Annotated in this window: 20 protein-coding genes; 16 read left to right on the top strand and 4 right to left on the bottom strand. The window is 46.2% G+C overall.

What is annotated here, in order from left to right:
* Window positions 1-10: 10 nt before the first annotated feature.
* From IPG31_00100 to IPG31_00090, 3 genes are read right to left on the bottom strand one after another with little or no spacing between them, the layout of a single operon-like run.
* On the bottom strand, window positions 11-817 hold the full coding sequence (locus IPG31_00100) for a YqaJ viral recombinase family protein (protein ID MBK6616830.1): 807 nt from the start codon (window positions 815-817) through the stop codon (window positions 11-13).
* On the bottom strand, window positions 814-1314 hold the full coding sequence (locus tag IPG31_00095) for a hypothetical protein (GenBank protein ID MBK6616829.1): 501 nt from the start codon (window positions 1312-1314) through the stop codon (window positions 814-816). The genes IPG31_00100 and IPG31_00095 overlap by 4 nt, the downstream gene beginning before the upstream one ends.
* A gap of 10 nt (window positions 1315-1324) precedes the next feature.
* Window positions 1325-2065 (bottom strand): ATP-binding protein, encoded by a 741-nt coding sequence (locus IPG31_00090; protein MBK6616828.1) that lies wholly within the window; start codon window positions 2063-2065, stop codon window positions 1325-1327.
* Between the two features lie 104 nt (window positions 2066-2169).
* Here IPG31_00090 and IPG31_00085 point away from each other — a divergent pair, with 104 nt between their 5' ends.
* The 13 genes from IPG31_00085 to IPG31_00025 all read left to right on the top strand — a co-directional run bounded on the left by IPG31_00085 (window position 2170) and on the right by IPG31_00025 (window position 10721).
* Window positions 2170-2325 carry a hypothetical protein gene (locus IPG31_00085; GenBank protein MBK6616827.1) on the top strand — a complete coding sequence of 52 codons (156 nt, stop codon included), beginning with the start codon at window positions 2170-2172 and terminating at the stop codon, window positions 2323-2325.
* Window positions 2322-3122, top strand: coding sequence for a toprim domain-containing protein (locus tag IPG31_00080; GenBank protein MBK6616826.1), 801 nt, complete (start codon window positions 2322-2324; stop codon window positions 3120-3122). Before IPG31_00085 ends, IPG31_00080 begins: the two co-directional genes overlap by 4 nt.
* Window positions 3115-3642 (top strand): hypothetical protein, encoded by a 528-nt coding sequence (locus IPG31_00075; GenBank protein MBK6616825.1) that lies wholly within the window; start codon window positions 3115-3117, stop codon window positions 3640-3642. Before IPG31_00080 ends, IPG31_00075 begins: the two co-directional genes overlap by 8 nt.
* On the top strand, window positions 3590-4528 hold the full coding sequence (locus tag IPG31_00070; GenBank protein MBK6616824.1) for a DUF3987 domain-containing protein: 939 nt from the start codon (window positions 3590-3592) through the stop codon (window positions 4526-4528). The genes IPG31_00075 and IPG31_00070 overlap by 53 nt, the downstream gene beginning before the upstream one ends.
* 667 nt (window positions 4529-5195) lie before the next feature.
* A complete protein-coding gene (locus IPG31_00065; protein MBK6616823.1) occupies window positions 5196-5450 on the top strand; it encodes a hypothetical protein in 255 nt (84 codons plus the stop codon).
* Entirely contained in the window at window positions 5447-6139 is a 693-nt protein-coding gene (locus IPG31_00060) for a hypothetical protein (protein ID MBK6616822.1), read from the top strand. Before IPG31_00065 ends, IPG31_00060 begins: the two co-directional genes overlap by 4 nt.
* Window positions 6136-7050, top strand: a complete 915-nt coding sequence (locus IPG31_00055; GenBank protein ID MBK6616821.1) for a DNA cytosine methyltransferase — start codon at window positions 6136-6138, stop codon at window positions 7048-7050. The genes IPG31_00060 and IPG31_00055 overlap by 4 nt, the downstream gene beginning before the upstream one ends.
* Entirely contained in the window at window positions 7047-7331 is a 285-nt protein-coding gene (locus tag IPG31_00050) for a hypothetical protein (GenBank protein ID MBK6616820.1), read from the top strand. The genes IPG31_00055 and IPG31_00050 overlap by 4 nt, the downstream gene beginning before the upstream one ends.
* 78 nt (window positions 7332-7409) lie before the next feature.
* Window positions 7410-7928: a hypothetical protein gene (locus IPG31_00045; protein MBK6616819.1), complete on the top strand. Its 519-nt coding sequence runs from the start codon at window positions 7410-7412 to the stop codon at window positions 7926-7928.
* Window positions 7855-8511, top strand: a complete 657-nt coding sequence (locus IPG31_00040) for a hypothetical protein (GenBank protein MBK6616818.1) — start codon at window positions 7855-7857, stop codon at window positions 8509-8511. Before IPG31_00045 ends, IPG31_00040 begins: the two co-directional genes overlap by 74 nt.
* 78 nt (window positions 8512-8589) lie before the next feature.
* Complete coding sequence (locus IPG31_00035; GenBank protein ID MBK6616817.1) at window positions 8590-9483, top strand: hypothetical protein; 894 nt, start codon at window positions 8590-8592, stop codon at window positions 9481-9483.
* Between the two features lie 48 nt (window positions 9484-9531).
* Complete coding sequence (locus IPG31_00030; GenBank protein ID MBK6616816.1) at window positions 9532-10080, top strand: hypothetical protein; 549 nt, start codon at window positions 9532-9534, stop codon at window positions 10078-10080.
* 134 nt (window positions 10081-10214) lie between these two features.
* Window positions 10215-10721 carry a hypothetical protein gene (locus IPG31_00025; GenBank protein MBK6616815.1) on the top strand — a complete coding sequence of 169 codons (507 nt, stop codon included), beginning with the start codon at window positions 10215-10217 and terminating at the stop codon, window positions 10719-10721.
* 177 nt (window positions 10722-10898) lie between these two features.
* Here IPG31_00025 and IPG31_00020 read toward each other — a convergent pair whose 3' ends face one another.
* A complete protein-coding gene (locus tag IPG31_00020) occupies window positions 10899-11066 on the bottom strand; it encodes a hypothetical protein (protein MBK6616814.1) in 168 nt (55 codons plus the stop codon).
* A 163-nt stretch (window positions 11067-11229) separates the two neighbouring features.
* Here IPG31_00020 and IPG31_00015 point away from each other — a divergent pair, with 163 nt between their 5' ends.
* The 3 genes from IPG31_00015 to IPG31_00005 all read left to right on the top strand — a co-directional run.
* The gene (locus tag IPG31_00015) at window positions 11230-11388 is read left to right on the top strand and encodes a hypothetical protein (protein MBK6616813.1); all 159 of its coding nucleotides are present in this window, start codon (window positions 11230-11232) and stop codon (window positions 11386-11388) included.
* The gene (locus IPG31_00010; GenBank protein ID MBK6616812.1) at window positions 11388-12116 is read left to right on the top strand and encodes a transglycosylase; all 729 of its coding nucleotides are present in this window, start codon (window positions 11388-11390) and stop codon (window positions 12114-12116) included. Before IPG31_00015 ends, IPG31_00010 begins: the two co-directional genes overlap by 1 nt.
* A 245-nt stretch (window positions 12117-12361) precedes the next feature.
* Window positions 12362-12924, top strand: a 563-nt coding sequence (locus IPG31_00005) for a hypothetical protein (protein ID MBK6616811.1), incomplete at its 3' end; no start/stop codon positions are given.

Genomic DNA, 12924 nt, shown 5'->3' with positions numbered 1-12924 from the left:
TCTTCCATTGTTACTTTATAGACCAATACGATATATCGCTGCCGCGGTAATCTTCAGGGTTAAGTCCTGCATCACTACACAGGCGCTTGTAATCAACCGTGCCTTTTCTCGTGGTAACCTTAACCTGGTGCTCACCGACGATTGTTTCTTTGTTGTCACAAGCCAAGACTATCTGATCGAGTAATTCTTTCTTGGCGATCTCAAACTCTTTTATAGAGTCTGTTATTGTCTTGTATTTAATCACCATTTTGTTTAGATGATCTGGCGGGGTATGTATCATTTTGTGTATCTCCTGTAATATTGGCAGGTTTACCTGTATCCAGATCGGGTCATACTGCACTATCTCCAACATGGATTTTTTGGTGCTAGACCATTGATAAAAATATGCTTTGTGCTTTCCGGTCAGGTGCATGCATATCTGTACCTGGGCGTAGTAGTGCGGCTTAGCATATATGGATACAAAATCCTTGTCTGAATATGGTATCTTTATCTCAATTATGGATCCGTCGCTAACAAGCCCGTCCGGGGATCCTCCAAGCCAATCCCCGTGCGTAAAAAATCCGCACTGCTCTACTTGCATACCTGTTTCTATCTCAAAATCTTCTCTGGCGAAATCCTCGAAGATGCGCCCGTTACACATTGCCTGGTTATCAGACATTTGGGAGCCAATAGAAAGTATCCTTTTTATGGCCTGACTTGTAGACACAAGGGGATCAATGCCAAGTAATGCGCCTGCAATTGATGCGGTAACCCTGCCCTTGCGGGCAAGGAACCACGCGTCAGAACGCTGCTCAACGTCTATGTGGTTGTTTTTCATAGATAGAAAGGGATGTCGTCTGATTCGATATCTGCACCACCTTTCTGATATTTGGACACGCCTGACACCCAATTCCCCGATTTGTCTCCAAACTCCCAGACTCTTACTTTTATGCTCATTTTCGCGGACTCAAGCGCTACTTGCAGATGCCTGTCTGTTGGGTCACCGTCCAGTTTTTGGAGCCTACCCTGCGCGAGCGTATCTATGGTTACCAGCATCTGCAGGGCAGAGTCGCGTTGTTTCTCTTCAGATCTCTTGCATCTAACTTTTTGAAATATAGTCGCGCCCTTAAATTCGCTTGGTGATTCGATCTTCCACTGTATTGATATGTATTCTTCCGGCTCAGAGTTCCTTTCGTTCGGCTGTATCGTGTCCCAGGCAGCGTCTTCGATGACCGCATTACATACTGTACCGTCCGGTATAAGCTTAAATCCTCCAGATTCAAAATTATCTGTTGGTTTTATGTTTTCGCCGTTAGATAGTGTCCAAAATGACATAATGTTTTCCTTATTTAATGATTGATTGTAAAGGGTTTTTACCAATTTCTATCTGGATATCATCGCTGATACCAAATCTGTTTTTGCTAACACAGTTAGCGGTGGTATATGCCACCATGTAGCGAGATCCATTACTGCCTGCTTTTTTTATTTTGTCTTTTCCTTTTACCACCATATCCAGCTTGATATGCCCTACAAGGTCTACGTTATCAACGTAATGCTTCAGGCTCTTCTTATGGATGCGCAGCGAGTACCTGCTGTACGGGTCCTGATCAGGCAGATCTATGGTTTCCATATCAGTATGGGCTACAAAGATTATGTTCATTTTGCGCTTATCGTGTATTGCCTGAGCGTATTTGCGCACCCTGCCATGCATAGCAGACAATGCATTAAACCCAGCTCCATATCCTCCCATTGCAGTTGCCAGAGTCTTGGTTTCTGATCTTTCTTCAGATATTATCTTGTCTGTAAATACCTGATCCAATTGGGTGATGCTGTCTATAATCAACGTTTTATAGTCATGATTCTCCTTTAGTATAGCAGCCAACTGTTTAAATAGCTGATCTGCATCTTCGACCAATTCCAGAGCATCCGGCCTGCTCGCTATTGGCACAGACTTTAAACCATCTTCAGTCTTTATAACGATGGGCTTTGGGAAAGTGCAGGCTAACGATGTTTTGCCAATTCCTGCTTCGCCGGTTATGGTGGCTATGATAATTCCGGTATCTTCAGTCTTTACTATTTCTAACATGTTTCTAATCCTTTTAAAAATCTTGCTGTGTGTCATTCGATGTTGACAAGATATAGCACGGTGTTTATATTGTCAAATCATATTTACAAAAAGGAGATAAAAATATGAATACCTATACAACAGCTGACCTGATAAAAATTTATGCAAGTAGTGATGATTGGGGACAGGAGGAAACGCAGGACGCTATAGACTACGCCGATCTAAATCCAGAGGAAGCCCGAGAATTCTGGTTACTTGTAACCAGGGAGTTAATAAAATGATTGAAGCAATGCACGCTGCAGGTATCAATTATACAGGCGAGATAATATCCGATGGAAAGATCCACAGGTTTCACGTCCCTGGGCACTCTCCTGGGACAAAGAATGGCAGCTATATACATTACCCCGACGAGCCGCCAGCAGGCTGGTTTTGTGATTTTAAGTCGGGCATATCTCAATCATGGAGCGCAAGCGGTGAGCCACCAAATCAGGAGCGCATAGAGAAATCCAAGCAGGCTGCAGACGATGAGCGAAAAAAGATGCAAGCGAAGGCAGCGCGTAAAGCATCTACATATTGGCATGGATCGGCGCATGCTGTAGAGCATCCCTACCTTGCCGCCAAAAAGATCAAGCCATTTGGAGCGCGCGAATTTGCAGGTGCGCTGGTCATTCCTTTATACAATGCGGATAAGGCGCTTGTTAACCTGCAATTTATAAATGCCGACGGCACAAAGCGCTTCTTGTCTGGCGGACGCAAAAATGGATGCTTTTTCCCTATAGGAGAGCCTACAGACAAGCTATTGATCTGCGAGGGCTTCGCTACAGGAGCCAGCCTGCGGGATCACACAGGGCACTGTGTAATAGTTGCCTTTGATGCCGGTAACCTAAAGCCTGTAGCACTGGAGATCAATAGCCTGTTTAAAGGCCATGAGATCATCGTATGCGCAGACAACGATGAGTCTGGAGTCGGGCAAAAAGCAGCAGAGGATGCCGCGCTTGCAGTATATGGAAGCGTGCTGATGCCTCCAAATGTGGGTGAGGATTGGAACGACTATTTAAGCAAGGGAAACAATGACTAATATAATCGAAATGAAATACACGCCGGTATCAGGAATCAATAAAACTCTTGACGACGGCAGCAGGTACTGCGAGCTTGATTTGTTGCGGCATATACACGAGGAGCACATTATAAGGCGCATATCAGAGAGTCTTGCAAAACGCGCATACATGCCTCCCAGCACTGTTTTTATGGCTGGACTTGGGGTTTTTAGCTCAATCGCGATGCGTAAATGGTGCGTATCTTATCCAAATGGAGATCGGCTGCCAATAGGGATATATGCAGTATTAGAGCAGCCTCCAGCAACTGGCAAGTCACGCGTGATCAAGATGTTCCAACAAAAATTTATTGATCAGCAGGTGGCGGTAATTGGCGCGCTAGTTGGGGCGCGAGATAAAGCAAAGACTGAAGATGAAGAGGATGATATTGATAAGCGGCTGGATATTGCATCAAGGCAGTTGTTTGTAACAAATTCTACGCCAGAGGCGCTTGACGCGGTACTCACTGAAAACAAAGGTTTTTTTTTCCGCCATATCAAGTGAGCAAGGTCTTTTTGACTCGCTCTTGGGCCTGAGCTACGGCGAGAAAGGCAGGGCAAACAACAACGACGCCATCTTAAACGGATTTGACGGCGGCAATGTGGCTACTCGGCGCACTTCCAGAAAGGCATACTGCGGATCTGTGGTTGGCAGTGTAGTGTGCTTTGCCCAGCCCGGCGGAATTGAAAAAGTCCTATCCGCCAGTAATGGAACGGGGCTTGCTGAGCGATTCATCATGCTAAGCGAGCCTCACTATTTAGGCAAGCGGGACTTCACGCGAGATGCTGAAAAGTTCGGTTTCTTCGGCGATATCGAAAAGCTCTTTTACAACAATAAGTGCCATTTTATCGACGAGATCCTAGAAGATCCCAAGAGGTTAGCTGATCTTATACCATTACGGCTATCGTCACGAGGCTGGCAACTAATCGACAATTACCGGCAAGAGATAGAGCCGCACCTGGCCGACGGCGGCAAATTTGGACACGCAGCCTTACGTGGAGCTGCTGGCAAAGTGGATATAACCATCCTTAAACTGGCGTCAAACATGCATTTGCTGTATGATCAAGACAATGATTTGATTGAGGATTTTCATGTTATGGCGGCCATCGGCATTGCTGATGATCTACTTATTTCCAGTCTTAACCTTTGTCAGAGTAAGGGGATATCAGGACAAAAGTCTGAATTTGAGGCCATTTTGAGGATGTTTAAGCGCAAGGACTTGATTACAGAGAGAGAAATTTTACAGTCTCGCAAAGGAGTCGAACCTTTCATCAGTTTCACTGGGAATAGAGCGGAATTGATAAGGGAAAACCTAAAAGAGATGTGTAATCAAGGGCTTCTTTCATCTGACGCATCGAACGGCAAGCGTGAATACAAGCTAAATCAGTGATATTGGGACGGATTTGAGGTTAAATTGGAATCGGCTGTAACCCGCATGCACATGGCGTTTCAGCCGATTGTGAGGGGGGCGAGGTATTCTCGTCACCTCGCGCTAAGTTCTTGAAAGTATTGTAGTATATATATATATATATATATATGGGGTATATATATATATATATAATAATTATTATTATAATAATTCCTATTAGATAAGAATTATTCTTAAATAGGAATTATTCTCATTAAGAGAAATTACAGTTTTTTTATACGGTACTATGCATGTATACCCCTATACATGCGCTTAGGGAATTCCACCTTTTCACCCCAAAATAGGCTTAAGATGTTGATTTAAATGAAGAATTCCGGCTTCGAAATTCCACCTGAAAAAACACCTCAGCCCGTGTAAGTTATTGAATCAAAAGTGATTTTCGGGAAATTCGTGAATTTCCACCACATACCCCAAAATCAGGATAAGAAGCATGCCGAGCCATTTAAACGACCTACAAGGCCTTGTAAGTGCTATTTGGTACTACGACATAGGATTCAAAAGATAATCGATTCTAGGGCGGTTCTGATCGATTCTGGGGGCATTCTGAGTGATAGTTTGATGTCGGTTTGCATGGAGCCAGTGGTTAGCCGATAAATGTAAAAAGTTCTTGACGTTTCGCGTTTATTAAATGAAAATAGACGTTTTAGGAGAAATAAAAATGATTATTACGCACGGAATCACGCCGCCGAAGGATCTTTTAATCAGCACGACCCTGGATCTTTCGACCGGTGAATCTGTCGAATTCGATTTTTCGGCCGAAGGATCAGCTGCATTGGCTGCGGCAAGACAAAAGATATACCGATACACAAAGGCGGCGGGATTGCGAGTTGATACGATAAGCCGCGACAACAGGCTTATCGTTACTATGGTGGGGACCAGATGATATCAATACGCAGCGACCTGGACAAGATGGTACGTGAGCTTACGTACACGCAGAGGGAGCAGGTGCCATTTGCTACGGCGCTTGCGCTCACTGCGCTTGCATGGTCTGGGCGCAAGGCCACGCAGGCTGAAATGGAGCGGAAATTGCAGAAGCCCGGGCGGTTCGCATTGCGTCAGATCAAGATTGATAAGGCTACTAAGCGCGCTCCCGTGGCTAGGGTTAAGGTTGATAATACTAGGTTATTTGGCCACTTGTTTACTGGCGGACAGCGAGAGCAAAAGCCTTATGAGCGCTATCTAATATCAAATGGATACATGGATGCAGGCAGTTACACGGTGCCTGGGCCGGGCGCTAAGCTTAATGCGGCCGGGAATATCTCGCGCAGCAATCTATCAAAGCTGATCTCAAAGCTAACTCCACCGGTAAAATCTACACTTGCGCCCGGTATATGGAGGGCCTTCCGTCCGAAGGACAGAATTATAGTTGTTAAGGAGCAGGTTCCGGTAAGCGAGAATAGGCGCCCACGAAGGAGGAAGGAGCGCCCCCCTGAGCTGATACTTGGCTTTGTTAAGGATCCAACTTACAAGCAATTTGTGGATATGGAAAAGGTCGTCGAGGCAGACGTACGCAGTAAAGCACCCGAAGAGCTTGAAAAGGCGCTGGATTTTGCATTGAGGACCGCGAGATGAACGTATTAAGCCTATTTGACGGAATAAGCTGCGCTCAAGTGGCATTGGAGCGGGCTGGCATAACTCCACACACCTACTACGCAGCTGAGGTAGACCGGTACGCGATACAGATAACTCAGCACAACTACCCCAGCACCGTGCAACTTGGCGATGTTACCAGGTGGCGCGAGTGGGACATCGACTGGTCATCAATCGGGTTGTTGATTGGGGGTTCGCCTTGCCAAGGCTTCAGCTTTTCTGGTAAGCAACTGGCATTCAATGACCCACGCTCAAGGCTGTTTTTTGTGTACGTTGATATTTTAAACCACATTCGCAGAGTTAACCCTGACGTTAAGTTCTTGTTAGAAAACGTCAAAATGAAAAAAGAATCACTGGATGTGATCAGCAAGCATTTAGGTGTTGAGCCTGTTTTTATCAACAGCTCGCTTCTAAGCGCTCAGAACAGGCAGCGCCTTTATTGGGCCAACTGGAGTTTCGGGCAGCCGGAAGATAAAGGTATTGTCCTTGCAGATATTCTTGAGAATGGAGTAACAGATAGAGAAAAGTCTTTTTGTATCGATGCGAATTACTTTAAGGGAGGAACTTTAGAGCAATACTTTGAGAAGAGTCGTAGGCAATTGATATTTCAAAGATCAAGGGGATTTAATTCTGGAGGGTTTATGGCGTTGGATGGAAAATGCCCGACACTTGGGTCAAATTCATGGGAGCAAAATAATTTCCTTGCTACTGTTGATGGATTTAGAAAACTAACGCCTGTTGAATGCGAGAGATTACAAACACTTAATTCTGGATTCACCCTTATCACCAATGAGGACGGTAAGCAGCTTGTAAGCAACACCCAGCGATATAAGGCATTGGGTAACGGGTTTACCGTTGATGTTATTGCGCATATCTTGCGATGCATGCAATGATCACGCAATTAAAATTAGTGGACCCTGATTGGTTGGCGGAAGTTGAAGCCGTGCTCGCGTTTGGCATGACAAAATACCCGGCTGCAGGATGGGACATGATTCCAATCAGTGATCACATATACGCTGCTATAAGCCATGCGGTAAAGCATCTTAGGGGGGAGCGTATAGACTCAGAGAGCGGATTATCGCATCTTGGGCACGCGTCAACCAGGATGATGTTTGCCTATGTAGTAGCGCGCAAGCGCGGGTATATCTCGTGTCGACAAGGTAAGGGTAAATAAATGTTGACAAGTGTTTTTGTTGGTGTATGATGCTGCTCATAGGGTTGATGTTTATCTACTTTAAATGAGGATCATAGAATGAAAAAATATGAACTGACAAATACGTCAAAAACCATGCCTACAGGTGAAACCGTGTATCGAATAAGATCGTTACGCAGTTTCGACACGATCTATAAACCAGTTAAAGCCGGTGACTTAGGAGGTTGGGTGCAATCAGAATCTAACCTGTCCCATGAAGGTGAGTGCTGGCTTTTTGATGAGGCAACGGGTTATCAAGATTCATATCGCAGTGGCGACTCTGTGGGTTATGGCAAAAGCCAGCAATACGGTTACAGCCGTCAATATGGCAAAAGCCAGCAATACGGTTACAGCCGTCAATATGGTTACAGCCGTCAGTATGGAAACAGTTGGCAATATGGCTACAGCCATCAGTTTGGCTACAGCCGACAGTATGGTGACAGCATACAGTATGACTATAGCCGCCAATATGGAAACAGTTGGCAATATGGCAATAGTTGGCAATATGGCAATAGTCGCCAGTATGGTAACAGCCTTCAATATGGTGACAGTAAACAATGTGGCGGCAGTCAAGATTAATCAGATTTATATCATCAACACAGGGGCAACGATCATGAGCGCTAACACCAAACAAAAATACGAATTAACAAATGAGTCAAAAATAATGCCGACAGGAGAAACTGTTTACAGAATCAGAGCGTTACAAAGTTTCGACACAATACACAAACCTGTAAAAGCAGGTGACTTAGGCGGATTTGTACAGTCCGAAGACAACTTATCCCATGAAGGAAACTGCTGGATTTTCGACGAAGCAACGGGTTATCAAGATTCACATCGCAGTGGCGATTCAGTTGGTTACGACTACAGCATGCAATCAGGCAACAGCCAGCAATCCGGCAGAAGCCAGCAATACGACTATAGCATGCAATTCTGCAACAGTCGGCAATACGACAATAGCATGCAATATGGCAACAGCCAGCAATATGGCAACAGCAGGCAATATGGAATCAGTCAGCAATACGACGACAGCCAGCAAACTGGATACAGCCAGCAATATGGGAGCAGCAGGCAATTCGGTCACAGTCAGCAGTATGGCAACAGCAGGCAATTTGAAGACAGCATGCAATACGGATTCAGCAGGCAATTTGACAATGGTAAATAAATGTTGACAAGTGTTTTTATGAGTGTATGATGCAAGGCATGGGGTTGATGTTCAACACATTTAAACAAGGAGCGCAAAATGAAAATCAATAGAAAATTAAACCGCACAATATTGGCAATTGCTGTTGCGGAAATGTTCTCAGGAGCTGCTATGGCTGACTTCAATATTGACAATATAGGCGCATTGGTAACAGATCCTGCGCAGGTTGCAGAGGTTAGGGCACAGACAGACCATAACGCTTTCGGGTTCATATATGATGGATCCGCTAACAATGGAGCAAGCAACGCTGTAGATTATCTTGGTGGCGCTTCAGGATTTTCCGCCGCTGTTGTAGTTGTGTCGCCTGCAGAGTTCGCCGAGTTTGATCCTGTGGACTTTGCGCAGGATATCAATCTGGCAAATAGTCACGGACTGCAAATTATCGTGCTGTATGATGAGATCATCAGCAGCGGGCAAGGGCAATCAAACGAGTGGCATATTAACCGGATAGAAGCTGCGGATGCAGTGGTTAAGGCTAATATAGGAGGTTCTTTATCTTGGCACAATGAGGCCTATACGGTAGTACCTGACTGGAGTAATGAATTTGATATGGCAAAGACAGTTAACTACCTGTCGGTAGATAATTACTTTTGTCTTATCGACTGCGTACAGCAGGGCAAGCCAGACGCGATGGCCGAACATTCTACAATTTTCAATACTGTCACGCGGTATAACACTCTGCACGGTGAGCCTATTAATGGGGCTGCTCGCAAGATCGCCTTGATCCCGCCTGCAATGTCGTCTCCTCATTTATGCGGCATGTGGGATTGCGCAAAGATCATGACAGAGTATAAGCTCGCCATTGATACCCTGGGTCTGGATATAGGAGCTGTTGCCTTCTTCACATGGGGGAGCATTGAGCCGGAGCAGGTAGTCGGGGCGCGAGAGTTTCCGCAGCTGGTTAATCTTACAAATGGTTGGAGGGTAAAATGAGTCTCTGGAACTTGGCGGTTGCCCATTTAATTTTACAAGGAGATTGAGATGAACACAGTGATACCAAAATATATGCTGGAAATCGCCCTTCTGGGCGTGGCCAAAAAGCCGTTCCGGCGCGCTTTGGAGTGTGTGTATATCAAGGGTAACACGATCAGCAGTTGCAATAACCACATCGCAATAAGTATTATCAAATTACCATCTGGCTATAGTTACAATGGCGTGGATGTGCTCATTCCAGGTGCATCTTTGACCGCCGCTCTAAAGGCTTTTACCAAAGAGAAAGAGGTAACGCTATCTGTATCAGGCTCTAATGGCGCACCCGCTACACTATCCGGCTCTAATGGAGCAATTATGCCATTAGATACGATGGACGACTCTTATCCAGATTTAAACCTACTCAAGTTAGGTGGATTTGACGGACCCAAAATTGCCATTGTGGGAGCGCATCTGGCAGTTGTTGCCAAAGTTAGTGCGATACTCGCCAAATACGCCATAGGCACGCCAGACCATTGCATCATCTCGCTGCGGGAGAAAGGGATGGTTGTTAATTGCGGGGATGTCGTGGAAATATACATCGCGGCATTTACCAAATAAGGATGCCCTGGTCGCACATGAGCAAGTAGTACCACGGGTGGCCAGCGGCATCCCAAATGGCTGGAGGTAAAATGAGTCTCTGGAACTTAGCGGTTGCCCATTTAATTTAATAACAATGCAAGGAGTAAATTTAAATGAAAACGTACAGAGGGATAACGGTAGAAGAAGCTCGCGAGTTATGGTCTTATAACCCGGATACTGGCGAGCTTATTTGGAAGGTTGACCGTCCTTTTTGCAACACATCCGGGATGGTTGCCGTGGGGGCGTGTCGCGCAGTTAGATTTAATAACAGGCTGATGACCAAGGCCATCATAGCATTTGGCATTTATACGGGAGCATGGCCTAAATCTGGAGAAAAAATGCTATTCATGGATAAAGACATTAAAAACTTAAAGTGGGATAATCTTGCTTGCGGTACATGGAGTAAGGCCACAGGGGCGCGTCGCATGAACTCTACTAACACTTCAGGGGTTCGCGGGGTTCATTTGGACAAGCGGAGCCAGAAGTGGATAGCCTATATCTGTGTTCAGGGAAAGCAGCTCCACCTTGGAAGATTCGACACCATCGAAAAGGCAGCCGCAGCAAGGCATGTTGCAGCAAAGGAATATTTCGGTGAATTCTGTAATGAGGTGCGGGAATGATCCGCAGGCGTAGGCGTACAGGCAGATGGAGCAATGAAATAGTAGGCGCGGCTCTGTTTGCTGCTACTATTGGTGGGATTGTGTACTGGATGCATTCTGAGCCTGCCATGCATACTGAGTGCGGATCTGGTGATGCTGTGTGGGCTGAGACTTATTATAACAGCACGGAATTCGGGATTAAGCACGAGTATTACCCAGATGCTGACTGCCTGACAAAGGGCGGGCTGCCATGCGAGGCAGATCCACCATCACCAGAAATACCGCCCTACTCGTATTACGAAAAGCCGCCAGGAGCTGAGTTTTATCAGGTTCCACGAAGTAGTACAACTGGGCGCGTCCATCCATGGGTTATAGGCCAAATGTTTGAGTCGTGGGGAGTCGGGCCTATGATTGGCAAGGGTAACGGTGGCAGTAGTAGTGGCAGTTGTAGTAGTGTAGCGCACGTGTCAGAGCCAGGGCCTTTTGCCCTCGTTGCTTTAGGCGCTTTATTAATTGGGGGATTGAGAAAATGGAAATAAGAAAATATTACGAGCCGATGAATCAGGCTAAGCTTACTGTATGGAAAAAAGCGGTGGTAATAGCAAGCCCTGCAGAAATCGCCGCAATCGTGGTATGCATGCAGGTTATTGTGGCGGCCTTGTATTTTGGACTGACAGAGGGTGTTTGATGATGGACGATTACAGATTCAGCATGGTAATAACGGATATACAGCGCAAACTTAGGTCATTCGGTATAGATGTTGATGTTGATGGGTATATTGGGCCAAAAACTTATGCTGCTATCAGCAAGGCGCTGGACCAATTGCAGGAGCTTAGATCTGTGGCAACAGCCAGTCTTATGTCAGAGCAGGGAGCAATATCAAATCATCCTGACATGGCTCCATTAGTCAGGCCTTTGGTGTGGGGGGCTAAGGTATCACCAGAGTTCCGGCAGATCGTGCGAGACATCGCAATAGATATAGGGTGCGACCCAAATTGGCTTATGGCGTGCATGGCCTTTGAGACCGCGAGGACTTTTAGCCCGTCCGTTAAGAATCCTAACAGCTCTGCAACCGGGCTTATCCAGTTTATGGGGGCCACGGCTATTGGATTGGGCACAACAGTTGACAAGCTGGCACTGATGACTGCAGAGCAGCAGCTGAATATCTACGTGCGCAAGTACTTCAAGCCATTCGCAGGGCGCATAAAAAATCTTGAGGACATGTACATGGCGATAATCTGGCCGGTAGCAGTTGGCAAGCCGAATGACTATGAGATGTGGACACTCGCCACCAGGCCTCGGCAATATAACGCAAACAGCGCGCTAGACAAGAACGGCGACCATGTTGTAACCAAGTATGAGGCGGCTACTTTCCCGCGGGCTGCTCTATTTGATGGAGAGGAGTTTTTGGCTTAAATATTTTACAAATTAAGTAAACAGGGCGGCCATTCGGGGCCATCCAATAGAATTTGAACGGCGGAGCGGTGCTCCTTTGAATAGTTTCGCCGGTCACGTGGGATCGGTTACAAAACCATAGCTGCTGGACCAAGTTAACGCCAGGCATGTATGCTCGCTTTCATGGCTTGGAGACCAGTGTAAACCGTGCCGCTTAAAATTAAACGGTATAAGCTAAGGGTCCACGATTAACAGGAGATTTTTATATGAAAACACATAATATAAATACATGGGCCATGGATTCCATGGGATGGAGTCGAGAGGCATTGCCTGCAGCCTGCACTGTCATAAAGGAAAATACAATGACTCTGGAGGAGAGGATCGCAGCATTAGAGGCGCGCAAGAAAGCGCATATCTCTGACATGGAGCGCAGAGAAGCGAGCCTTCCCAGTGCTCGCAAGGCAGCCAATCCATGCAAAGAGTGCGGGGCTGATTACAGTTACACCAACAATTTCTCGGCAGGATTGTGCCGGGCATGCGCTGCCGCTGAGCGGCGAGGGTATATAGCCAGTTACACTAAGTCGGTATGCATCCATCCTGTATGCCAGGACAAGAGGGCTGATGGTTCACTGTTCTGCAATCTCCACAGGACCAACAACAGAGAGTTAAATATCAATGATCCGTGTGCATCATGCGGGGTGGCGGAGAGATTTATAACAGAATCGTACAGGGTAGACGCGTATTGTGTGGACTGCGGGCCTATGGTTAGAGCGCCGATAGTGTACAAGCAGAAAGAGAACCTGAAGTTCAATAAGGACTTGAAGAAATG

The sequence above is a fragment of the Nitrosomonas sp. genome, assembly GCA_016703745.1.
Lineage (GTDB): Bacteria > Pseudomonadota > Gammaproteobacteria > Burkholderiales > Nitrosomonadaceae > Nitrosomonas.
The sequence above is the reverse complement of the archived record's forward strand: the minus strand, read 5'-3'. Positions and strand labels throughout refer to the sequence as shown.